Source organism: Pseudomonas sp. LPB4.O (genome assembly GCF_038383825.1).
Lineage (GTDB): Bacteria > Pseudomonadota > Gammaproteobacteria > Pseudomonadales > Pseudomonadaceae > Aquipseudomonas > Aquipseudomonas putida.
The window spans coordinates 1,796,806-1,818,380 of record NZ_CP151298.1 but is presented as its reverse complement, the minus strand read 5'-3'; the positions used below and the strand labels follow the sequence as shown (position 1 = coordinate 1,818,380).

The following is a 21,575-nucleotide window of genomic DNA, read 5'->3' as shown; positions in this document are numbered from 1 at the left end:
TCGCGCCCCTTCGCGGCACAAGGCCGCCCCTACAAGAGAACACGATTCCTTGCAGGAGCGGCCTTGTGCCGCGAAGGGGCGCGAAGCGGCCCCAATTAAAGCACTGAAAGATCAGCGCTTGTCTTCAACCTTCCAGGCATTGCCGTCGTAGAACGCCTTCCAGCCGGTCGGCTTGCCATCGACTTCGGACTGCACGTACTGCTCCTTGGTCTTGCGGCTGTAGCGGATTACCGTCGGGCGGCCATCCGGGTCTTTCTGCGGCGCATCGCACAGGAAGTGGTACTTCGGATCGATTTCGTGCTTGTGCGGCACGATTTCCATCACCAGCGGCGCACGGGTTTCGCGGTTTTTCGGGAACTGGCTGGCGGCCAGGAACAGCCCCGAAGCGCCGTCACGAAGCACGTAAGTGTCGTCGACCTTCTCGCACTTGAGCTCCGGCATGTCCACCTTGTCCATCTTCGGTGGTGCCGCCTCGCCACTCTTGAGCAGCTTGCGGGTGTTCTTGCAGGTTGGATTGGTGCAGCCGAAGAACTTGCCAAAACGGCCGGTCTTCAACTGCATCTCGCTGCCACACTTGTCGCACTCCAGGCTCGGCCCTTCGTAACCCTTGATGCGGTAGCTGCCCTCTTCGATCTCGTAGCCCACGCAATCCGGGTTGTTACCGCAAATGTGCAGTTTGTGCTTCTCATCCAGCAGGTAGGCGTCCATCGCCGTGGCGCAGATCGGGCAACGGTGCTTGCCCAGCAGCACGCGGGATTCCGATTCACCCTCGTCGTCAGCGGCAATCTCGTCACCCGGCACCAGGTTGACGGTGGCCTTGCAGCGCTCTTTTGGCGGCAAGGTGTAACCCGAGCAACCCAGGAACACACCGGTGGAAGCGGTACGAATCATCATCGGCCGGCCACATTCCTTGCACGGAATGTTGGTCATGGTCGGCTGGTTGGCGCGCATCCCGCCTTCGCTGGACTCGGCAGTCTGCAGCTTCTTGCTGAAGTCGCCGTAGAACTCGTCGAGCACGTTCTTCCAGTCACGTTCGCCCTGGGCCACGTCGTCGAGGTTCTCCTCCATGTCGGCGGTAAAACCGTAGTCCATCAGGTTGGAGAAGCTTTCCGACAGGCGCTCGGTGACGATGTCGCCCATTTTCTCGGAATAGAAACGGCGGTTGTGCAACGTCACATAGCCACGGTCCTGGATGGTCGAGATGATCGCCGCATAGGTCGACGGGCGACCAATACCGCGCTTTTCCATTTCCTTGACCAGGCTGGCTTCAGTGAAGCGTGCCGGTGGCTTGGTGAAGTGCTGGCTCGGATCGATCTGAATCAGCTTCAGCGCTTCGCCCTGGACCATCTCTGGCAGCACGTCGTCTTCGCCCGGCTTGCTCTGCTGCGGCAACACACGGGTATAACCGTCGAACTTGAGGATACGGCCCTTGGCACGCAGTTCGAAGTCGCCAGCAGCCACGGTGACGCTGGTGGACAGGTACTGCGCCGGCGGCATCTGGCAGGCCAGGAACTGGCGCCAGATCAGCTCGTACAGGCGCTCGGCGTCGCGCTCCATGCCACTGAGCTTGGTCGGGTGGGTGTTCACATCGGAAGGACGAATCGCTTCGTGCGCCTCCTGGGCCCCTTCCTTGCTGCCGTATACCAGCGGCGCATCCGGCAGGTACTGTTTGCCGAACTCGCGCTCGATATAGTTGCGCGCCATGTCCAGGGCGTCGACCGACAGGTTGGTCGAGTCTGTACGCATGTAAGTGATGTAGCCGGCTTCATACAAGCGCTGGGCCATCATCATGGTCTTCTTCACCCCGAAGCCCAGGCGGTTACTGGCCGCCTGCTGCAGGGTGGAGGTAATGAACGGCGCCGATGGCTTGCTGCTGGTCGGGCGGTCTTCACGCTTGACCACGCTGTAGCTGGAAGCCTTGAGCTTCTCCAGCGCAGCCATGGCCTGGGCTTCGTTCAGCGGCTTGAAGGCCTCGCCCTTCTCGCGCGCCACCTCGAAACGCACCTTGGCGTTCTTGGCGGTACCGAGGTCGGCGTGGATCTCCCAATACTCTTCCGGGATGAATGCGCGGATTTCACGCTCGCGCTCCACCACCAGCTTCACCGCGACCGACTGCACACGGCCAGCGGACAGGCCGCGGGCAATCTTGGCCCACAGCAGCGGCGAAACCATGTAACCGACCACACGGTCGAGGAACCGCCGCGCCTGCTGGGCATTGACCCGGTCGATGTCCAGCTCGCCTGGCTGCGAGAAAGCCTCCTGGATGGCCTTCTTGGTAATTTCGTTGAACACCACGCGCTTGTAGCGGGTGTCGTCACCGCCGATGGCTTCGCGCAGGTGCCAGGCAATGGCTTCCCCCTCGCGGTCCAAGTCGGTTGCGAGATAGATGGTGTCGGCATCCTTCGCCAGGCGACGCAGCTCTTCGATCACCTTTTCCTTGCCAGGCAGGATCTCGTACTTGGCCTTCCAGCCGTGATCCGGGTCGACGCCCATGCGTGCCACCAGCTGGCGGCGGGCCTTTTCTTTCGGCGACAGCGCCGGAGCCTCCCCCGCGGCCTTGCCACGCTTGGCGGCTGGCTCTTTGCTTGCGCTGGCCGAACCGCTGGTGGGGAGGTCTCGGATATGGCCGATACTCGACTTCACCACGTACTGGTTGCCCAAATACTTGTTGATGGTCTTGGCCTTGGCCGGGGATTCCACAATGACCAGCGATTTGCCCATGGATCGGAGTATTCCTGAATCTGAAAATGAAAAACGCGTCAGGTACCAAACGCGGCACCGCTATATATAGTGGCAAAAGTGTGAGGTCAAGCTCGGGTGATCACTCGTGCGACTTGCCCAGCAACCCTGGCAGCCCTTCTTCGGCCTTGACCAAAGCAAAGCGTGGCACCTGCTCGCCGTCAACCTCGACAGACTCCTGGAACATCAAAAGGGGGCGCACCCAGAAGCTGTAATCACCATACAGGCATTGGTAGAACACCATCCACTCTTCGTTCTCGGAATGCCGCGCAACGCTGAAGACACGGTACTCAGGCCCTTTGTAATGCCGGTATACGCCTGGTTGTATCTGCATGTTGCCCACCCTCTTGAATTAATCCTGTAAAAACAAAACCGGGGCACAAGGCCCCGGTTGCTGTCCCGCAACGCGATCAGACGCGTTCAAAGACAGTGGTGATACCTTGACCGAGGCCGACGCACATGGTCGCCACCCCCAGGGTACCGCCATTCTGCTTCATGACGTTGAGCAGGGTGCCCGAAATGCGCGCCCCGGAGCAACCGAACGGGTGGCCCAAAGCAATGGCGCCGCCGTGCAGGTTAACCTTCTCATCCATCTTGTCGAGCACTTTCAAGTCTTTCAGCACTGGCAAGGCCTGTGCAGCAAAGGCTTCGTTGAGCTCGATGAAGTCGATATCGGCCATGGTCAGCCCGGCGCGCTTGAGGGCTTTTTGGGTCGACGGCACCGGGCCATAACCCATGATCGCCGGATCGACACCGGCCACCGCCATCGAACGGATCACCGCCAATGGCTGGATACCCAGGTCCATCGCACGCTGGCCGGACATGACGATCATGCACGAAGCGCCGTCGGTGATCTGCGACGAGGTACCGGCAGTGACGGTACCGCCTTTCGGGTTGAACGCGGGCTTGAGCGACGCCAGGCCTTCGAGGGTGGTTTCCGGGCGAATGGTTTCGTCGAAATCGAACACCTTCAGGAAGCCGTTCTCGTCATAGCCCTGCATCGGGATGATCTCGTCCTTGAACTTGCCTTCGACCGTGGCCTTGTGGGCCAACTGGTGCGAACGCACGCCGAACAGGTCCTGCTGCTCACGGGTGATGCCGTGCATCTTGCCGAGCATTTCCGCAGTCAGGCCCATCATCCCGGAAGCCTTGGCAGCATGCAAGGACAGGTGCGGGTTGGGGTCGACGCCGTGCATCATGCTGACGTGGCCCATGTGCTCCACCCCGCCAATCACGAATACATCGCCGTTACCGGTCATGATCGCCTGGGCAGCGGTGTGCAGTGCACTCATCGACGAGCCGCACAGGCGGCTGACGGTCTGCGCTGCAGAAGTGTGCGGGATCGGGGTCATCAGCGACGCCATGCGGGCGATGTTCCACCCCTGCTCCAGGGTCTGGTTGACGCAGCCCCAGATCACGTCCTCGACTTCCTTCGGGTCGACCTTGTCGTTACGCTCCAGCAGCTTGCTGATCAGGTGCGCCGACATGTCCTCGGCGCGGGTATTGCGGTGCATGCCACCCTTGGAGCGGCCCATTGGCGTGCGACCGAAGTCGACAATCACCACGTCTCTTGGATTAAGGCTCATATCAAATCTCTCGCTCTAGCTCGTTGACCGCTCAGTTGAAGAAGCGCTGGCCGTTCTTGGCCATTTCACGCAGCTTCGCAGTCGGGTGGTACAGCGGCCCCAGATCGGCGTACTGATCGGCCAGGGCGACGAATTCGGCCACACCGATCGAGTCGATGTAACGCAGCGCACCACCGCGGAAGGGAGGGAAACCAATGCCATACACCAGGCCCATGTCGGCTTCGGCAGCGGTTTCGACAATGCCGTCTTCCAGGCAGCGCACGGTCTCCAGGCACAGCGGGACCATCATCCAGTTGATGATGTCTTCGTCGGTGACTTCGCGCTGTTCGAACACGATTGGCTTGAGCACGTCCAGTACGGCGGCGTCGAAGACTTTCTTCGGCTTGCCGCGCTTGTCGGTTTCGTAGGCATAGAAGCCCTTGCCGTTCTTCTGGCCCAGGCGGTTCGCCTCGTACAGCGCGTCGACGGCCGAGCGGCGCTCGTCCTTCATGCGGTCCGGGAAGCCTTCGGCCATCACGTCACGCCCGTGGTGGCCGGTGTCGATGCCGACCACGTCCATCAGGTAGGCTGGGCCCATCGGCCAGCCGAATTTTTCCATGACCTTGTCGATGCGCACGAAGTCGACACCGGCACTGACCAGCTTGGCAAAGCCGCCAAAATACGGGAACAGCACGCGGTTGACCAAAAAGCCCGGGCAATCGTTGACCACGATCGGGTTCTTGCCCATTTTCTTGGCGTAGGCCACGGTGGTGGCGACCGCCACTTCACTGGACTTCTCGCCACGGATCACTTCCACCAGCGGCATCATGTGCACCGGGTTGAAGAAGTGCATGCCGACGAAGTTTTCCGGGCGCTTGAGCGCTTTTGCCAGCAGGTTGATGGAGATGGTCGAGGTGTTGGACGCAAGGATCGCATCCTCTTTCACCTGGCCTTCCACCTCGGCCAGCACGGCCTGCTTCACTTTCGGGTTCTCGACCACGGCTTCGACGACGATGTCGACATTGGCGAAATCGCCATAGGACAGGGTCGGGCGAATGGCGTTGAGCGCCTCGGCCATCTTGGCCGGGGTCAGGCGGCCCTTGTCGACGCGGTTGCCGAGCAGCTTGGAGGCTTCGTTCAGGCCCAGCTGAATGGCTTCCTCGCGGATATCCTTCATCAGGATCGGGGTGCCTTTGACCGCCGACTGGTAAGCGATGCCGCCACCCATGATGCCGGCACCGAGCACGGCGGCCTGCTTCACGTCATGGGCGATCTCGTCATGCGCCTTGGCCTTGCGCTTGAGTTCCTGGTCGTTCAGGAACAGGCCGATCAGGCTTTCGGCAACCGACGTCTTGGCCAGCTTGGCAAAGCCTGCTGCTTCGACTTCCAAGGCCTTGTCGCGGCCGAAGTTGGCGGCTTTCTGGATGGTCTTGATGGCTTCGACCGGGGCCGGGTAGTTCGGGCCGGCCTGGCCGGCAACGAAGCCCTTGGCGGTCTCGAAGGCCATCATCTGCTCGATGGCATTGAGCTTGAGCTTTTCCAGCTTGGGCTGGCGCTTGGCCTTGTAGTCCAGCTCGCCACTGATGGCGCGCTTGATCAGGTCCAGGGCACCGGCCTGCAGCAACTCAGGGGCGACCACGGCGTCGACGGCACCCACTTTCAGGGCGTCTTCGGCACGGTTTTCCTTGCCGGAGGCGATCCACTCGACAGCGTTGTCCGAACCGATCAGGCGCGGCAGGCGTACGGTGCCGCCAAAGCCGGGGTAGATGCCCAGCTTGACTTCTGGCAGGCCGATCTTGGCGCTGGTGGACATGACCCGGTAGTCGGCGGCCAGGCACATCTCCAGGCCGCCGCCCAGGGCGATGCCGTTGATGGCCGCAACGGTCGGCACTTCGAGGTCTTCGAAGGCGCTGAAGATGCGGTTGGCTTCCAGGTTGCCGGCGACCAGTTCGGCCTCGGGCAGCTTGAAGTTGTCGACGAACTCGGTGATGTCGGCGCCGACGATGAACACGTCCTTGCCACTGCTGACGATAACGCCCTTGACCGAGGCGTCGGCCTTGATGGCATCGACGGCCTGGCGAAGCTCGTTCAGGGTCAGGCGGTTGAACTTGTTGACGGACTCACCCTTGAGGTCGAACTTGAGCTCGACGATGCCACTTTCAAGAGCCTTAACCGTGATGGCTTTACCTTCGTAAATCATCAACTGATCTCCACGATATGGAAGCTGAACTGTACACGCCGATCGCTGCAGCAGAAGCAGGCCTAGCTGCCCTGCCCCAGGCACACCCGTCAGCGCGCTAGTCGGAAGTATGGCTTGGCGTCATGACATACAAACGCTCAATTCATACGCCCGTTTGATTTGGGTGTGCACACATTCTCCGAAAAGATCGGCGTTGTCAAATGCTCACGAGCACGGCGAAAACGCGACTTTCCAGTCACTTTGTATCGTCTGGGTACAAAACATGATGACAGTGATCGCCGACCATTCATGTCAGCGATTGACCACGGCCGATTGAATAACGCTGCGACTTTCGACTTGCGCCGCAACCCAAGGCGGCTACACTGCCACCTGCTTGAATGAATACCCGGCCTGCCTGGCCTTTTCTGCGCAGCAGAACGCAAAGCGGCGACTTGGCACCCCACCCCTTCAGGGTTCTGCCAAGCCGCCGCTTTGTCGTTTAAAGCCCTGAACGCCTACGCCGTACCTGTAGGAGCAGCCTTGTGCTGCGAAGCGGCCGGTATGCCTGATAGAGGTGTTCCGGGCGTATCGGCCTCTTCGCAGCACAAGGCTGCTCCTACAGGTACGAGGTGGCCCCAGGGTTCAAGCCAGGGTTTCGAGGACGTAGGCAACATCCTGCAACACAGCCGTGTCGCCGCGTTCAGTCCAGTACAGGGCGATCATCCGCGCATCAGCTTCGACCTTGTAGACGCTCGCCGGCAAGCGCGCCAGAGGCTCAATGAAGCGTGGATCTTCGCAGGGCTCACGCCACTGGTTCCACCACACCCCCGGGCTGATCTGCCAGAAGCTGAAGCTGTCTTCGTGCCCCCGACGCCGTGCCCGATGGTACTGCGGGCAAGGGCTTGGCGGCTCCTTTTCGAGCCAGTGCGGCCATTGCTGCGGCGCCAGCTGCATACCCAGCCCCATTCGCCGTGCCTCCAGGCGCAGCTTCATCTGCTCGCTCTGCTTGCGCGAGCCGCGCAGCCAGGAAAGCGGGCTGAGAATCAGCGCAAGGATTGACACCACCAGCAATACCGTCATATCAGTAGTTCCCATAAAGCGTTGCAAATGAGCTGGTTAGCCATTTTTCACGGAAGACCCGCCCGAAAGCGACCATACTTCTTCTATCGCGATTGCCAGGAGTACCGCTCATGCAATATGAACATTTGTTGGTCGCCGTCGACCTGACCGAAGAATGCGACCCGGTGATCAAGCGTGCCATGAAGCTCGCCGAGCCCTCAGGCGCCAAGGTGTCCCTGGTTCACATCGTCGAGCCGATGGCCATGGCATTCGGCGGTGACGTGCCCATGGACCTGTCGCAGTTGCAACAGCAACAGTTCGACCAGGCCAAGGAGCGCATGGACCGCCTGTTCAACAAATACCCTGAGATCAACCGGGGCGACTCACACCTGACCTACGGCCAGCCGCGCCAGGAAATCCACCAACTGGCCAAGGACCAGAAGTGCGACCTGATCGTGGTCGGCAGCCATGGCCGCCATGGCCTGGCGTTGCTGCTGGGTTCCACGGCCAATGACGTGCTGCACGGCGCACCGTGTGATGTACTGGCAGTGCGGCTGCAAAAGAAAGAATGATTTAACCTGCCCCGGCCCTATCGCCGGCAAGCCAGCTCCCACAGGGATACCACAAAGCTTGAAACCTGTGGTGCACCTGTGGGAGCTGGCTTGCCGGCGATAGGGCCAGTTCAGGCTGACGCCGATCAGCCTTCCAGCTCGGCCCAGCGCTCTACCAGCGCATCCAGCTCACCTTGGAGCTTCTCGATCTTGGCCAGCACTGCGGAAGTTTCAGTAATCGGCCGCTGGTAGAAGCCAGCCGCATTCACTTCTTCCTGAGCCTCAGCCATGCGCTGCTCAACCTGGTCGATCTGCCCTGGCAGCATCTCCAGCTCACGCTGCAGCTTGTAGCTGAGCTTCTTCTTCGAAGCTTCTTCCGCCACCGGCGCAGCAACTGGCGCGGGCTTGTCCTCGACTTTCTCCACCACTGCGCTGTTGAGCGCCGACTTGCCGCCTTTGCTCTCGGTCACGCCCAGCAGCTTCGGTGAGCCACCCTGGCGAATCCAGTCCTCGTAGCCGCCGACGTACTCACGCACCTTGCCCTCGCCTTCGAACACCAGGGTACTGGTGACGACGTTGTCGAGGAAGGCCCGGTCGTGGCTGACCATCAGCACGGTGCCCTTGTAGTTGGACAGCACTTCTTCGAGCAGTTCGAGGGTTTCAACGTCCAGGTCGTTGGTCGGTTCGTCGAGCACCAGCAGGTTGGCCGGCTTGCTGAACAGCTTGGCCAGCAACAGGCGCGCACGCTCGCCACCCGACAATGCCTTGACCGGCGTCCGGGCACGCTGCGGGCTGAACAGGAAGTCGCCCAGGTAGCTCAGCACGTGGCGGTTCTGGCCGTCGATCTCGATGAAGTCACGGCCTTCGGCCAGGTTGTCGATTACGGTCTTTTCCAGCTCGAGCTGGTGGCGCATCTGGTCGAAGTAGGCGACTTCCAGCTTGGTGCCGCTCTCGACCTTGCCCGACGTGGGTTCCAGGCCGCCGAGCATCAGCTTGAGCAAGGTGGTCTTGCCGGTGCCGTTGGCGCCCAGCAGGCCGATACGGTCCTGGCGCTGCAGGACCATGGAAAAGTCCTTGACCAGCATTGGCCCGCCGGCGTGATGGAAGCTGACGTTTTCCAGCACCATCACCTGCTTGCCGGATTTTTCTGCCGACTCGATCTGGATGTTGGCCTTGCCCTGGCGTTCGCGGCGCTCACCACGCTCCACGCGCAAGGCTTTCAGCGCACGCACGCGACCTTCGTTACGAGTGCGGCGGGCCTTGATGCCTTGGCGGATCCACACTTCTTCCTGGGCCAGGCGCTTGTCGAACAGCGCGTTGGCGGTTTCTTCGGCGGCCAGTGCGGCCTCTTTGTGCACCAGGAAGCTGGCGTAGTCACCGTTCCAGTCGATCAGGCCGCCACGGTCCAGTTCAAGGATACGGGTGGCCAGGTTCTGCAGGAAGGACCGGTCGTGGGTGATGAACAGGACCGCGCCGTTAAAGCTGCGCAGGGCCTCTTCGAGCCAGGCAATGGCACCGATGTCCAGGTGGTTGGTAGGCTCGTCGAGCAGCAGCAGGTCGGGCTCGGACACCAGCGCCTGGGCCAGCAGCACACGGCGGCGCCAGCCACCGGACAGCTCGGCCAGGGTCTTGTCGGCCGGCAACTGCAGGCGGCTGAGGGTGCTTTCCACCACTTGCTGCAGGCGCCAGCCATCACGGGCTTCCAGCTCGTGCTGGACGTGCATGAGCTTTTCCAGGTCTTCGTCGTTCTGGATATTCATGCTCAGGTGATGGAACTGTGCCAGCAACTCACCGACGCCATCCAGGCCTGCGGCCACCACATCGAAGACCGTGCGATCGTCGGCCACCGGCAGTTCCTGCGGCAGCTCGCCGATCTTCAGGCCCGGGGCACGCCAGACTTCACCGTCGTCGCCCTTCTGCTCGCCCTTGACCAGGCGCAGCATGCTGGATTTGCCAGTACCGTTGCGGCCGATGATGCACACCCGCTCACCACGAGCGATCTGCCAGGACACTTTGTCCAGCAGCGGCATGGCGCCGAATGCGAGGGACACATCGCTGAATTTGAGCAGGGTCATGTTGGTCTCCATAAATCGGGCGCGCATTCTACCTGACTTGGCCCTCGACAGCATCCGCTTGGCCACCCGACGAGCGCTTTGCGACATCTGGTCGAAGTTAATATCCCGATACAAGCACAGTGCTTTCACCCGCCGCCGGCAAACAGCTAAGCTAAGGCAATTGCTTCCAACAGTGCTGGCTCCGCCGTCACTTCCCCATGGTTCTACTGCCCGGACGTATCATGCGCAGCCGCCTGTTACACATTGCATCATGCCTGCTGCTCACCGCTGCCACCTGCGCAGCGCAGGCCTCCGACCTCACCCAGCAACGCCAGTACTACGACGAGGCCAAGCGTGCGCTGGCCAAAGGCGACAAAGGCCCGTACTTGCGCTATGCGCAAGCCCTGAGCGACTACCCGCTGACACCTTACCTGGCCTACGACGAGCTTACCGCCCGCCTCAAAAGCGCCAGCAACCAGGAGATCGAAGGCTTTCTCGCAAAGCATGGCGACCTGCCCCAGGCCAACTGGATGAAACTGCGCTGGCTACGCTGGCTGGCCGAACGCGGCGAATGGGACACCTTCGTCAAATACTACGACCCCAAGCTCAATTTCACCGAACTGGACTGCCTCAACGGCCAGTATCAGCTCAGCCATGGCCTGCGCGCCGAGGGCTATGCCACAGCTGACAAATTGTGGAACGTCGGGAAGTCGCAACCTGCCGCCTGCGACACGCTGTTCGGCATGTGGGCGGCCGAAGGCCAGTTGACCGAGGCCAAGCGCTGGGAACGCACCAAGCTGGCGGCCCAGGCGCGCAACTACGCTTTGGCCAACAACCTGGTCAAGACCCTGACCACCCTCGGCCCTCAGGGGCGCCTTCTGGTCGACGTGGCGCAAAAGCCAGAGCTGCTCAATCAGCCGTCGCGCTTTACCCCGGTCAACGAAGCCATGTCCGATGTCGTCAGCCTCGGCCTGCGCCGCCTGGCCCGGCAGGACCCGGAGCGGGCCATGGCACTGCTCGACGATTATGCCCAGCGCATGCACTTCTCTCGCAACGAGAAGGTGGCCATCGCCCGCGAAATCGGCCTGACCCTGGCTCGCCGCTACGACCCGCGCGCGCTCGACCTGATGACCCGCTACGACCCCGAACTGCGCGACAACACCGTCAGCGAATGGCGCCTGCGCCTGCTGCTGCGCCTGGGCCGCTGGGAAGACGCCTACGAGCTGACCAAGCGCCTGCCCCAGGACCTGGCCAGCAGCAGCCGTTGGAAATACTGGCAGGCACGCAGCCTGGAGCTGGCCCAGCCGAACAACCCGCAGATCCCGCTGCTGTACAAGACCGTGGCACGTGAGCGCGACTTCTATGGCTTCCTCGCTGCCGACCGGGCACAGACGCCATACCAGCTGAACAACAAGCCGCTGCTGCTAAGCCCGCAACTGGTCAAGAAGGTGCGCAACACGCCCGGCATCCAGCGTGCACTGGAATTCCACGCACGTGGCCAGATCGTCGAGGGCCGCCGCGAGTGGTACCACGTCAGCCGCCATTTCACCCGCGACGAGATGGTTGCCCAGGCACGCCTGGGCTACGACCTGCGCTGGTACTTCCCGGCCATCCGCACCATCAGCCAGGCGCAATACTGGGACGACCTGGACATCCGCTTCCCGATGGCCCACCGCGACACCCTGGTGCGCGAAGCCAAGGTCCGCGGCCTGCATTCGAGCTGGGTATTCGCCATCACCCGCCAGGAAAGTGCATTCATGGAGGATGCGCGCTCGCCGGTGGGTGCCAGCGGCCTGATGCAGCTGATGCCGGCCACGGCCAAAGAGACCGCGCGCAAGTTCAGCATCCCGCTGGCATCACCGGCGCAGGTGCTGAACCCGGACAAGAACATCCAGCTGGGCGCGGCCTACCTGAGCCAGGTGCACAGCCAGTTCAACGGCAACCGGGTGCTGGCCTCGGCGGCCTACAACGCCGGGCCCGGCCGCGTGCGGCAGTGGCTGAAAGGCGCCAAGCACCTGAGCTTCGATGTGTGGGTTGAATCGATCCCGTTCGACGAAACACGCCAGTATGTACAGAACGTGCTGTCTTATTCGGTGATCTACGGGCAGAAGCTGAATTCGCCGCAGCCGCTGGTGGATTGGCATGAGCGGTATTTCGATGACATGTAAGGCCAGCTGAACCTGAACCGGCGATAGGGCCGGTTCAGGCAGCACATTCACTTCAGAACTTCCACCTGCATTCCTGGTTCAAGCCACCCACTGCCATCCACCGCCAGGTTCTGCCCGAACAGCACATCCCCCTCCTTCTCGCGGAAGGTCTTGAGGGTTGCCATCGGCTCGCGGTCGGCACTGCGCTCCCCGGTGGCCGGGTCGATGGTCGTGAAGATGCACCGCACACTGGGCTTTAGCACGCGAAATTCCAGGCTGCCAATGCGAATCCGCTTCCAGCCATCCTCGGCAAACGGTTCTGCCCCTTGCACCACCAGGTTCGGTCGAAAGCGGAGCATTTCCATGGGCCGGCCAATACGCCGGTTAAGCTCGTCGAGCGAGCCCTGCCCAATCAGCAGCAAGGGAAAGCCGTCGGGAAACGCCGCCCGGTCACTGTTGTAGCCATAGCCATTGGGCAGGTAACGCGCGCGCTGCTCCGGGCAGTGCACCAGCCGTACGGCCTTGCCTAGCAACGCGCTCAACCAGGCCGCTGCTGCGTCGCCAGCGTCGGGCACGCGCAGGGTGTCGCGCCAGATCGTCACGCAACGCAGGCCGTCATCGCCTGCAGGTACAGGCACCCGCAACGGCACAAGCCCGGGCGCCTGCAGCAGTAACTGGCCGTTGTCGTCATCACGCGCGTCGATCTGGCCAAGTTGTGGCCAGGCCCGTTGGGTCAGGAAGCGTCCAGTTTCTTCCTCGACCACCATCCAGCGCCGGTCACCCTGCAACCCCAACAGCCCCACCCGTGATGCCTGCAAGCTTTGCGCCTGGCCCGACTTCACCGGGTATCGATACAACTCACTGAGAAACATCCCTGCCGCCTCGCGTCATGCCAAAAGCCAAGCTTATACCTGGCTGGCCCGGCGATCACGCAGTGGCAGTATCCAGCAGCAGGCGTTGCTTGACCACATCGACCAGGCGATCAGGCTGGAACTTGGACAGGAAGTTGTCGCAACCCACCTTCTTCACCATGGATTCATTGAAGCTGCCCGACAGCGAGGTGTGCAGCACGACGTAGAGCTGGCGCAAACGGGCATCGCTGCGAATCTCGGTGGTCAGCCGGTAGCCGTCCATTTCCGGCATTTCGGCGTCAGTGAACACCATCAGCAGCTTTTCGCACACATCCTCGCCCGCATCGGCCCAGCCCTTGAGCATGCGCAGCGCCTTCAGGCCGTCACTGGCCACGTGCAGCTTCACCCCCAACTGGGACAGGGTGTCACGCAATTGCGCCAGAGCCACACTGGAGTCGTCCACCAGCAGCACCTCGCGCCCGCGGGCACGGGCCAGCACCGGGTCGGCGAGCTTCTCACCGGAGACCCGGGCGTTGTACGGCACAATCTCAGCCAGCACCTTCTCCACGTCGATCACCTCCACCAGCTTTTCATCCACCTTGGTGATGGCGGTCAGGTAATGCTGGCGACCCGCGCTGGCAGGCGGCGGCATGATCGACTCCCAGTTCATGTTGACGATACGGTCGACACCACCCACCAGGAAGGCCTGCACCGACCGGTTGTACTCGGTGACGATGATGGTGCTGTCCGGCCCCGGCTGCAGCGGGCGCATGCCGATCGCCTGGGACAGGTCGATCACTGGCAGGGTCTGGCCGCGCAGGTTGACCACCCCGCAGACGAAGGCGTGGCGCTGGGGCATCAGGGTCAACTTAGGCAGTTGCAGCACTTCCTGCACCTTGAACACGTTGATCGCGAACAACTGGCGGCCGGCCAGGCGAAACATCAGAATTTCCAGGCGGTTCTCACCCACCAGTTGCGTGCGTTGGTCTACTGTGTCGAGAATGCCAGCCATTGGAAAACCCCCAGGCTTGAGTCAAAAAAGTGTAAGCATCCACCCTGTATCGGCGGCTTCACGCGCACCTTGACCCTTGCGCGAAAATGCCGTGAAGGCAATTGATATCACTTTACCATCATGCTTTACTGCGGGCATTACACGGCAAATCAGCAGCGCGACAAAAGTTCCCCACCTGAGCTCGATATCAGGGAAACCCCTACCTGCAATCGGGTGCAACCTGATGTTCGCGATATCCTTTAGCCATTAATGTGACGCCATTCTCAATGCATGAATGGAGTCAGGCTTTTGCTAGCTATCGTTTCGGCGTGCCCGCCCCCTGCGCCTGCCCTACGCGCGGGGACCTGATCATGGACACTGCCTTATCGTTCGATGACGCCCTGCAGGGTTATCTGCTGGATGCCCAGGTCTTGCTGACCCAGGCCCAGGAGTGTCTGCAGCATCTGGAACTGATCGACAATGATCCAGATGCCTGCCGCTGCCTGGACAACACCCTCGAGAGCCTTGCCAGGCAGGCTACACGCTTGGGCCTGCGTGAAGTCGCCCATTACACCAATGCCCTGCATCAGTTGCTTGCCCCCGCCTGTCACCGCGGCTGCCTGCAACGTGAAGCCCTGCCCGCGCTAGGGGCCTGCCTTACCTTGCTGGCCTGGCAACTGGAACTGGTCGATACCCGTACCGGGCGGCTGAACCTGGACATCGGCGAGCAACTGGTGCTGCTCAGCGACCTGGCCAAGGTCGTGAAGCAACCGTTTGCGCAAGCCTGTACCTCCTGCGACGAGCACGGCAGCGTGTGCATCCACCCGCACGCTCCAGTGGCACGCGGCACAGGCACAGGCCGGTGGAACCCACCGTATTAACCTGACACGAAGTGCAACTAAGCACGTTCGTTCATGCCCCACAAAGATCGAACTAGGGAAGTTAGCCAAGTTTTCGGGGGCCAAGATGAATCTCTAACGCGCTAGTTGCACTACAAGTACGTAATGCGCGATCAATGGGTGGCACTTTGCCACTCGCCAGTGCCCGACCCGCAGGCGTTTCAAGGCATTACCCCGCCGCGACCGATACAGTGCGAAGTGGTAATATGCGCCCCCATAAACGCTTGCAACCTGAATAAAGGTTGAACGATCACGTGCTCAAAAAAATATCGAAAGTACTGCGCCAAAGCCTCTGAGCAGCATTGTGCAAGGCCTCCATCAGCAATACTTCAGTGGCTTCCCTACCTATGCTTCCACGCTTGAAGACTTCTTTGCGTTGCTGCTCCCGCGTTGCCCTGCTGCGTTGGGTGACGGCCGCGTTATGCGTGGCCTCGCTGGTCGCCAACCTGATGCTGTACCTGGCCAACCAGGCAGCCCCGGCCAGCCTGCTGGTGCTGCAACTGGTCGCTACGCTGGGCACCGTCGTCTACCTGGGCCTGAGCGCCAAGTCGATCAGCCTGCGCCCGGCAGAACTGGCCGAGCGCATGCTCAAGGTCCAGGAAGACGAGCGCCAGCACTTGGGCCGGGAACTGCACGACGACATCGGCCAGCTGCTCACTGCCGCCAAGCTGCAGCTGCAGTGGCTGCAAAGGCGCATGCCCGACGAGCTGCAAGGCCACTGCAACACCCTGCGCAGCACGCTGGATGACACCTTGGACAACGTACGCGACGTGTCCGCCCTGCTCAACCCTCGGCAATTGGCCAGCCTGGGCCTGGAAGCCAGCCTGCGCGCGCACCTGGTGCGTACCCTGGCCAGCAGCAGCGTGCACTGGAGCCTGGCGTGCAACCAGCGCCTGGGCGGCATCGACGAAGCTGTGGCCATGGCGGTGTTTCGCATTACCCAGGAGGCCGTGACCAACATGCTGCGCCACGCCCAGGCAGATAACCTGATCATCCAGCTGCAGCGCACCCCTGAGGGGCTGGCGTTGTCGATCCACGACGATGGCCGTGGTTTCGTCCCGGCACGGCACCCGGCCGACGCAGGCCAGCGCGGCCTGGCTGGCATGCAGGAACGGGTCACCGCCTTGCAGGGTAGCCTCGACATCACCAGCCAGCTCGGCTTGGGTACGCGTATCGAGGCGGTGTTCCCGTGGCCTGCGCGTACCCAGCAACGCGCCGGGAGCAAGGCCACCCATGACCTGTAGACTGCTGCTGGTTGACGACCACTCGCTGATCCGCGCCGGTGTGCGCGCACTGGTCTGCGACATCCCCGGCTATGACGTGATCGGTGAAGCCGACGACGGCAGCCAACTGCTCGAACAGGTGCGCGCGCTGGCGCCCGACATCGTCTTGCTGGACATCTCCATGCGGTCGACCAGCGGCCTGGACGCCCTCACCCAACTGCGGGCAAGCGCAAGTACATGCAAGGTGCTGATCCTGTCGATGCACACCGACCCTGACCTGATCATGCGGGCCCTGGAAAGCGGCGCCCACGGCTACCTGCTCAAGGACACCAGCGCCACCGAGCTGGAGCAGGCCCTGAGCGCAGTGCGCAACGGCGAGCGCTACCTCAGCCCGGCCATTGCCCACACCGTCATCAACCAGGCCCTACGGCACACCAAGCAGGGCAACCAAGCGACTGGCGAACGGCATAACCTCACTGCGCGACAACTGGAAATCCTGCGCCTGATCGTGCGCGGCAAGTCCACCCGGGAAATCGCCGCGGGCCTGGGCCTGTCGATCAAGACCGTGGAAACCCACCGCTCGCAAATCATGAAGCGCCTGCAGATTCATGATGTGGCCGGCCTGGTGCTGTTCGCTGTACGCGAGAAAATCATCAGCCTGGATGACTAAGCAGCGGCGACCCGGCCGGCAGGTGCAGGTGTAACGCGCCAGGCTTGGCCTGAAAGCGCAGGTTGCCGGCCTGCAACGGCTCGCCATCGAGGTTGATGTCCAGGCCCTGCGCGCTCTTGATCTCGACCCAGGGCAACCTGGCGCGGACGAAAAGCCCGTCACCGGCCAACAGGTCGCGCAGTGCCCCGACTACCTCTTGCGGCGCTGGCAGGATGGCGATGTCGAGCAAGCCGTCATTCACCACCGCCTCAGGGCACAGCACTTGCCCGCCGCCCGCCTGGCGACCATTGCCGATACCCAGCGCCAGCAGGCTCCCTTGCCACTGGAAGTCAGGCCCTTGCAGTTCCACCGAGGCTGCCTGCAGCTCGCTGAAGCGCGACAACCCGGTAAACAGGTAGGCCGCAGCACCCAGCACCTTCTTCAGGTCTTCGGAGGTGTTGGCGGTGACCTGGCTACCAAACCCGCCCGTGGCCATGTTGAGGAACAACTGGTCGCCGGCCTGGCCCAGGTCGATAGCCTGCGCCGGTGTATTCAGCAGCGCCAGTGCCTCTGCAGGCTCCAGGGGTATGCCGGCGGCTTTGGCGAAATCGTTGGCCGTGCCCAGCGGCAACAGCGCCAGGCTGGCCTCGGCATCTGCCAGGCCCATGGCCTCGGCCACATCCCGTAAAGTGCCGTCGCCACCGCCTGCGACGATATGGCTGTAGCCCGCCGCGAGCGCCTCGCCGACCAGGCGCTGCGCGTCACCCGCCTCCCAGGTGACACGCACATCCAGCACCCAGCCGGTATCGCGCAGGTCGCAAACGGCGCTGCGCAGCGCTTCATTCATCGCCTGCTTGCCATGGAGGATCAGCATTGCCTTGCGCCTTTGCATCGCGCTTCTCCGTGAAGTTGACCGACCCAGATCTCGACCATGCCCGCTCACCGATCGTTGCATGCCCACAAAAAAATACAGAAGCCAGCGTGGTCTTTTTCCCACACCCGACAATGCGCGCTATGCTCAGAAAATGAACTTTTGACAAGTTTTTGACCTAGGCAAACACAGCTACCTGGGAAGTCAGCCTTTTGACTTCTGTTTGCCGGGCTCGAAACCCTAGCCATGGACGCGCCCCGGCAGTGGTGTTCAGCACACTGCCGATGGGCGCGTCTTTTCATCCGCGGCCTTTCACGAGGATTCCGGGTCATGCGCATTCTCTGGACACTGCCCTACCTACCCTGGCCGACCACCAGCGGTAGCAAAACCCGGCAATACCACCTGATGCGCGCACTGGCACAGCAGGGCCACCGCATTACCCTGTTGGCGCAGTCGAAAATCCCCCTCAGCGATACAGCCCGCGAAGCCCTGGAGCCACTGCTCGAACGCCTGATCGTAATGCCCCGTCGGCCGTTGCACAGCCCGCTGAACCTATTGGCTTCGCCCATCATCGACTACCCCATGCGGGCCATCATCAACGGCCTGTCCCCTTGCCTGCGGCACCGTTTCGAGCAATTGCTGGACGAACCCTGGGACGTGATCCAGATCGAGCACAGCTACAGTTTTCAACCGTTCGAGAAGGCCCTGCAGGCCCGCGGGTTGCCCTACATGCTCAGCGAACACACGCTCGAGTCGGTGATGGGCGGTGCCTGCCATGACCGGCTGCCCCTGTGGCTGCGCCCACTCAACGCCTTCGACCGCTGGCGCTACCGGCGCTGGGAACAGCGGGTGCTATGCCAGCCCACCGAGCTGGTGGCAGTCAGCGCCCACGACGCCGAGCTGATCGCGCAGATCAGCGGGCGACCGGTGAATGTGGTGGTCAACGGTGTGGATTGTGACTTCTACCAGCACGTGGAGCCCGCGTTACACAGCCAGCGCCTGCTGTTCGTCGGCAACTTCGAATATGGCGCCAACCTCGAGGCCATCGAGTGGGCGCTGGAAGATATCATGCCGCAGGTGTGGATGAGCAACCCGGCTGTGCGCCTGGCAATAGCCGGGCATGCCCTGCCGGCCAGCTGGAAACTGCACTGGAACGACCCGCGCATCGAATGGTTCGGCTACCGCCCTGACCTGCGTGAGCTGCAAAAGCGTTCGGCACTGTTCTTCGCGCCGCTGCGCTATGCCGGGGGCTCCAAGGTAAAAATCCTGGAGGCCATGGCCGCAGGCCTACCGGTGATCACCACCGGCAAAGGCGTATCGGGCCTGACCGCAAACAACGGCGAGCACTATCTGGGCAGTGATGACGGCGACCAGTTGGCCCTGCTGATCACCCAACTGCTCAACCAGCCCTGGCGCATGAGCCAGTTGAGCGCTGCCGGGCGCCAGTTCGCCCGCCAACGCCACGACTGGAGCGTGGCCGCCCAGCAACTGGAGAACGTGCACATGCGCCTGGCCCAGGCAGCGCCGGCCGACGCCGCGCCGCTGGGCAGTGCCTGGCTGGGCCGCTCAGCCAAGTAGCTCGCTGAAGGGAATGAACGGCACGCTGTCGCCCTGTTTCGGCGTGCTGCCCTCTCGCACTTCCACCAAACCTTCGGCCCACGCTGCGCTGCGCAGCACACCGGAGCTCTGGTTCTTGTAGATACGCACCTGGCCCTGCTCGATGCGTGCACGCAGGTACTCGCGCCGCTTGCCGGCCTTGGGCCAGTCAAAGCCTGCCGGCATGTCGAAGCGCAGCGGCGTGACATCGCCCACGCCCTGGCGACGTAACAGATAGGGCCTGGTCAGCAGGCCAAAGGTGACCAGGGTAGAGGCCGGGTTACCCGGCAGGCCGATCACCGGTACGCCCTGGAAGTGGCCGAAGGTGAGTGGCTTGCCCGGCTTGATCGCCAGCTTCCACAAGGCCAGCTCGCCCGCCTCGCGTAGGGCTGCACCCAGGTAATCGGCCTCGCCCACCGAGACACCACCGGTAGACAAGATCAGATCAACGTCGCCAAGCGAGGCCAAACAGGCGCGGGTAAGCGCCAAATCATCAGGCAGGATGCCTGCATCGACCACGTCGCAGCCCAGCCGCTGCAACCAGCTGACCAGCAGCCGGCGGTTGCTGTTGTAGATTTGCCCCGGCCCCAGCGGCAGGCCGGGCTCGACCAGTTCGTCACCCGTGGACAGCACCGCCACCCGCACTTTGCGCACCACGTCCAGTCGGCCGTGGCCCAGGGTCGCCGCCAGGCCCAGTTCGATAGGCCCCAGCCGGGTGCCGGCGCTCATCACCTGCTCGCCCTTGCGGGTCTCCTGGCCTTGAGGGCGGATGTTCTGATCGGCATGCAAGGGCTCGAGAAAGCGCACCCGACCGTCTTCGGCCACCTCGGTGTTTTCCTGCATCTCGACGCAATCGGCACCTTCAGGCACTGGCGCCCCGGTGAAGATGCGCGCGCAGGTGCCCGGCTGCAGGGGCTGCGGCGCATGGCCGGCGAAGATCCTCTGGCTGACCGGCAGTGGCTCGCCCTGCCAGTCGGCCTTGCGCAAGGCATAGCCGTCCATGGCACTGTTCGGCCAGGGCGGCAGGTCGAGCGTGGCCACCAGGTCAGTGGCCAGCACGCGGCCCTCGGCCTCGGCCAACGGCAGGTTCTCGGTGTCACGGATCGGCGCCGCTTCGGCCAGCGCCAGCAGTTGCTCCAGGGCTTGCTCCACCGGCATCAATGGCCGGGCCTGGCTAGCCTCAGCCACGGCTGTCACAGGCCGCTGCCTGCTTCAGGTGCGGCACGAAGTTGCATGGGCGATGGCGTGCATCGAGCTGCTCCGCCAGGATGCCGTCCCAGCCGGTGCGCACCGCATTGGTCGAGCCCGGCAAGCAGCACACCAAGGTGCCGTTGGCCAACCCGGCCAGGGCGCGCGACTGCACGGTGGAGGTGCCGATGTCGGCCACGGAAATCTGCCGGAACAGCTCGCCAAAGCCTTCGACCTGCTTGTCCAGCAGGCAGGCCACCGCCTCGGGCGTGCTGTCACGGCCGGTAAAGCCGGTGCCACCGGTGATCAGTACCACCTGCACGTAGTCATCGGCAATCCAGGTGGCGACCTGGGCGCGGATCTTGTACAGGTCGTCTTTCAGCAGTACGCGCTCGGCCAGGCGGTGGCCCGCTGCGCTCAGGCGGTCGACGAACAGCTGGCCAGAGGTGTCGGTGTCGAAGGTGCGAGTGTCGCTGACCGTCAGCACGGCGATGTTCAGCGCCACGAAGGGGGTATCTGCCTTGGCTTTCATGGGTGTCCGTCACAACAGGATGAGATGGCCGCAGTTATATCACAGCGTACCTTTGCCCGGCGTTGCGCCATCAGCCTTGCCCTGGATCAAGAAGACAGATTTGTCGCTATGCTGCACTTGGAGTGAACTTACACTAATGTCCTGCGTCATAAATGTCATCTAGCACCATCGCACTTGGAGAAACACGATGATCAAACGGACCCTACCCGCCTTCCTGCTAGCCTTGGGCCTGGGCGCCCTCGCTGGCTGCTCGACCCCTACCGTCATCACCCTGAACGATGGCCGGGAGATCCAGGCAACGGATAAACCCTCCTTCGACGAAGACTCCGGTTTCTACGAATTCGAGCAACTCGACGGTAAGCGCACGCGCCTGAACAAGGACCAGATCCGCACCGTCAAAGAGCTCTGATCAAGCACCTGTTTTGGCAAAGGCCCCTACAACAACAAGGGCTTGTGGGCGAAAACGGGATGCAGTAGGATT

Annotated in this window: 18 protein-coding genes; 7 read left to right on the top strand and 11 right to left on the bottom strand. The window is 62.4% G+C overall.

Annotated elements, in window-relative coordinates; all coding sequences use genetic code 11:
* Positions 1-111: 111 nt before the first annotated feature.
* The 5 genes from topA to MRBLPB4O_RS08170 form a co-directional block, all read right to left on the bottom strand.
* Complete coding sequence (topA, locus tag MRBLPB4O_RS08190; protein ID WP_016500743.1) at positions 112-2,721, bottom strand: type I DNA topoisomerase; 2,610 nt, start codon at positions 2,719-2,721, stop codon at positions 112-114.
* A 100-nt stretch (positions 2,722-2,821) separates the two neighbouring features.
* Complete coding sequence (locus MRBLPB4O_RS08185; protein WP_016485639.1) at positions 2,822-3,073, bottom strand: DUF1653 domain-containing protein; 252 nt, start codon at positions 3,071-3,073, stop codon at positions 2,822-2,824.
* Positions 3,074-3,149: 76 nt separating this feature from the next.
* Positions 3,150-4,325, bottom strand: coding sequence for an acetyl-CoA C-acyltransferase FadA (fadA, locus tag MRBLPB4O_RS08180; protein WP_016500745.1), 1,176 nt, complete (start codon positions 4,323-4,325; stop codon positions 3,150-3,152).
* 31 nt (positions 4,326-4,356) lie between these two features.
* Entirely contained in the window at positions 4,357-6,504 is a 2,148-nt protein-coding gene (gene fadB / locus MRBLPB4O_RS08175) for a fatty acid oxidation complex subunit alpha FadB (protein WP_016500746.1), read from the bottom strand.
* A 621-nt stretch (positions 6,505-7,125) separates the two neighbouring features.
* The gene (locus tag MRBLPB4O_RS08170) at positions 7,126-7,563 is read right to left on the bottom strand and encodes a hypothetical protein (RefSeq protein ID WP_016500747.1); all 438 of its coding nucleotides are present in this window, start codon (positions 7,561-7,563) and stop codon (positions 7,126-7,128) included.
* A gap of 110 nt (positions 7,564-7,673) precedes the next feature.
* Between MRBLPB4O_RS08170 and MRBLPB4O_RS08165 the strand changes: the two genes are divergently transcribed.
* A complete protein-coding gene (locus tag MRBLPB4O_RS08165; RefSeq protein WP_016500748.1) occupies positions 7,674-8,114 on the top strand; it encodes a universal stress protein in 441 nt (146 codons plus the stop codon).
* 125 nt (positions 8,115-8,239) lie between these two features.
* Here the strand turns inward: MRBLPB4O_RS08165 and MRBLPB4O_RS08160 are convergent, their stop codons facing one another.
* Complete coding sequence (locus MRBLPB4O_RS08160; RefSeq protein WP_016500749.1) at positions 8,240-10,168, bottom strand: ATP-binding cassette domain-containing protein; 1,929 nt, start codon at positions 10,166-10,168, stop codon at positions 8,240-8,242.
* A 221-nt stretch (positions 10,169-10,389) separates the two neighbouring features.
* On the opposite strand from MRBLPB4O_RS08160, the gene MRBLPB4O_RS08155 reads away from it, so the two are divergent.
* The gene (locus tag MRBLPB4O_RS08155; RefSeq protein WP_341798046.1) at positions 10,390-12,315 is read left to right on the top strand and encodes a transglycosylase SLT domain-containing protein; all 1,926 of its coding nucleotides are present in this window, start codon (positions 10,390-10,392) and stop codon (positions 12,313-12,315) included.
* A gap of 47 nt (positions 12,316-12,362) precedes the next feature.
* Here MRBLPB4O_RS08155 and MRBLPB4O_RS08150 read toward each other — a convergent pair whose 3' ends face one another.
* Together MRBLPB4O_RS08150 and MRBLPB4O_RS08145 are read right to left on the bottom strand one after the other, a co-directional pair.
* Positions 12,363-13,166 (bottom strand): MOSC N-terminal beta barrel domain-containing protein, encoded by an 804-nt coding sequence (locus MRBLPB4O_RS08150; protein WP_341798045.1) that lies wholly within the window; start codon positions 13,164-13,166, stop codon positions 12,363-12,365.
* 55 nt (positions 13,167-13,221) lie between these two features.
* Positions 13,222-14,157: a chemotaxis protein CheV gene (locus MRBLPB4O_RS08145; RefSeq protein WP_341798044.1), complete on the bottom strand. Its 936-nt coding sequence runs from the start codon at positions 14,155-14,157 to the stop codon at positions 13,222-13,224.
* Between the two features lie 350 nt (positions 14,158-14,507).
* On the opposite strand from MRBLPB4O_RS08145, the gene MRBLPB4O_RS08140 reads away from it, so the two are divergent.
* From MRBLPB4O_RS08140 to MRBLPB4O_RS08130, 3 genes are all read left to right on the top strand, one after another.
* Complete coding sequence (locus MRBLPB4O_RS08140; protein WP_341798043.1) at positions 14,508-15,017, top strand: histidine kinase; 510 nt, start codon at positions 14,508-14,510, stop codon at positions 15,015-15,017.
* 365 nt (positions 15,018-15,382) lie between these two features.
* Positions 15,383-16,279, top strand: coding sequence for a histidine kinase (locus MRBLPB4O_RS08135; RefSeq protein ID WP_341798042.1), 897 nt, complete (start codon positions 15,383-15,385; stop codon positions 16,277-16,279).
* On the top strand, positions 16,269-16,928 hold the full coding sequence (locus tag MRBLPB4O_RS08130) for a response regulator transcription factor (protein WP_341798041.1): 660 nt from the start codon (positions 16,269-16,271) through the stop codon (positions 16,926-16,928). The genes MRBLPB4O_RS08135 and MRBLPB4O_RS08130 overlap by 11 nt, the downstream gene beginning before the upstream one ends.
* Here MRBLPB4O_RS08130 and yegS read toward each other — a convergent pair.
* The gene (gene yegS / locus MRBLPB4O_RS08125; RefSeq protein ID WP_341798040.1) at positions 16,912-17,799 is read right to left on the bottom strand and encodes a lipid kinase YegS; all 888 of its coding nucleotides are present in this window, start codon (positions 17,797-17,799) and stop codon (positions 16,912-16,914) included. The two genes, MRBLPB4O_RS08130 and yegS, sit on opposite strands and share 17 nt — an antisense overlap.
* Positions 17,800-18,108: 309 nt before the next feature.
* On the opposite strand from yegS, the gene MRBLPB4O_RS08120 reads away from it, so the two are divergent.
* Entirely contained in the window at positions 18,109-19,356 is a 1,248-nt protein-coding gene (locus MRBLPB4O_RS08120) for a glycosyltransferase family 4 protein (RefSeq protein ID WP_341798039.1), read from the top strand.
* Here the strand turns inward: MRBLPB4O_RS08120 and glp are convergent.
* Positions 19,345-20,571, bottom strand: coding sequence for a gephyrin-like molybdotransferase Glp (gene glp, locus MRBLPB4O_RS08115; protein WP_341798038.1), 1,227 nt, complete (start codon positions 20,569-20,571; stop codon positions 19,345-19,347). The two genes, MRBLPB4O_RS08120 and glp, sit on opposite strands and share 12 nt — an antisense overlap.
* Positions 20,555-21,094 carry a molybdenum cofactor biosynthesis protein B gene (gene moaB / locus MRBLPB4O_RS08110; RefSeq protein WP_341798037.1) on the bottom strand — a complete coding sequence of 180 codons (540 nt, stop codon included), beginning with the start codon at positions 21,092-21,094 and terminating at the stop codon, positions 20,555-20,557. Before moaB ends, glp begins: the two co-directional genes overlap by 17 nt.
* A 187-nt stretch (positions 21,095-21,281) precedes the next feature.
* On the opposite strand from moaB, the gene MRBLPB4O_RS08105 reads away from it, so the two are divergent.
* Positions 21,282-21,503, top strand: a complete 222-nt coding sequence (locus MRBLPB4O_RS08105) for a YgdI/YgdR family lipoprotein (RefSeq protein ID WP_016485624.1) — start codon at positions 21,282-21,284, stop codon at positions 21,501-21,503.
* The last annotated feature ends 72 nt before the right edge of the window (positions 21,504-21,575 follow it).

Coding starts and splice junctions, on each gene's coding strand:
- MRBLPB4O_RS08135 (WP_341798042.1), top strand. CDS start 15,383: ATGCTTCCACGCTTGAAGACTTCTTTGCGTTGCTGCTCCCGCGTTGCC.
- MRBLPB4O_RS08165 (WP_016500748.1), top strand. CDS start 7,674: ATGCAATATGAACATTTGTTGGTCGCCGTCGACCTGACCGAAGAATGC.
- moaB (WP_341798037.1), bottom strand. CDS start 21,094: ATGAAAGCCAAGGCAGATACCCCCTTCGTGGCGCTGAACATCGCCGTG.
- MRBLPB4O_RS08160 (WP_016500749.1), bottom strand. CDS start 10,168: ATGACCCTGCTCAAATTCAGCGATGTGTCCCTCGCATTCGGCGCCATG.
- MRBLPB4O_RS08155 (WP_341798046.1), top strand. CDS start 10,390: ATGCGCAGCCGCCTGTTACACATTGCATCATGCCTGCTGCTCACCGCT.
- fadA (WP_016500745.1), bottom strand. CDS start 4,325: ATGAGCCTTAATCCAAGAGACGTGGTGATTGTCGACTTCGGTCGCACG.
- topA (WP_016500743.1), bottom strand. CDS start 2,721: ATGGGCAAATCGCTGGTCATTGTGGAATCCCCGGCCAAGGCCAAGACC.
- MRBLPB4O_RS08105 (WP_016485624.1), top strand. CDS start 21,282: ATGATCAAACGGACCCTACCCGCCTTCCTGCTAGCCTTGGGCCTGGGC.
- fadB (WP_016500746.1), bottom strand. CDS start 6,504: ATGATTTACGAAGGTAAAGCCATCACGGTTAAGGCTCTTGAAAGTGGC.
- MRBLPB4O_RS08145 (WP_341798044.1), bottom strand. CDS start 14,157: ATGGCTGGCATTCTCGACACAGTAGACCAACGCACGCAACTGGTGGGT.
- MRBLPB4O_RS08140 (WP_341798043.1), top strand. CDS start 14,508: ATGGACACTGCCTTATCGTTCGATGACGCCCTGCAGGGTTATCTGCTG.
- MRBLPB4O_RS08150 (WP_341798045.1), bottom strand. CDS start 13,166: ATGTTTCTCAGTGAGTTGTATCGATACCCGGTGAAGTCGGGCCAGGCG.
- MRBLPB4O_RS08130 (WP_341798041.1), top strand. CDS start 16,269: ATGACCTGTAGACTGCTGCTGGTTGACGACCACTCGCTGATCCGCGCC.
- MRBLPB4O_RS08185 (WP_016485639.1), bottom strand. CDS start 3,073: ATGCAGATACAACCAGGCGTATACCGGCATTACAAAGGGCCTGAGTAC.
- MRBLPB4O_RS08120 (WP_341798039.1), top strand. CDS start 18,109: ATGCGCATTCTCTGGACACTGCCCTACCTACCCTGGCCGACCACCAGC.
- yegS (WP_341798040.1), bottom strand. CDS start 17,799: ATGCAAAGGCGCAAGGCAATGCTGATCCTCCATGGCAAGCAGGCGATG.
- MRBLPB4O_RS08170 (WP_016500747.1), bottom strand. CDS start 7,563: ATGACGGTATTGCTGGTGGTGTCAATCCTTGCGCTGATTCTCAGCCCG.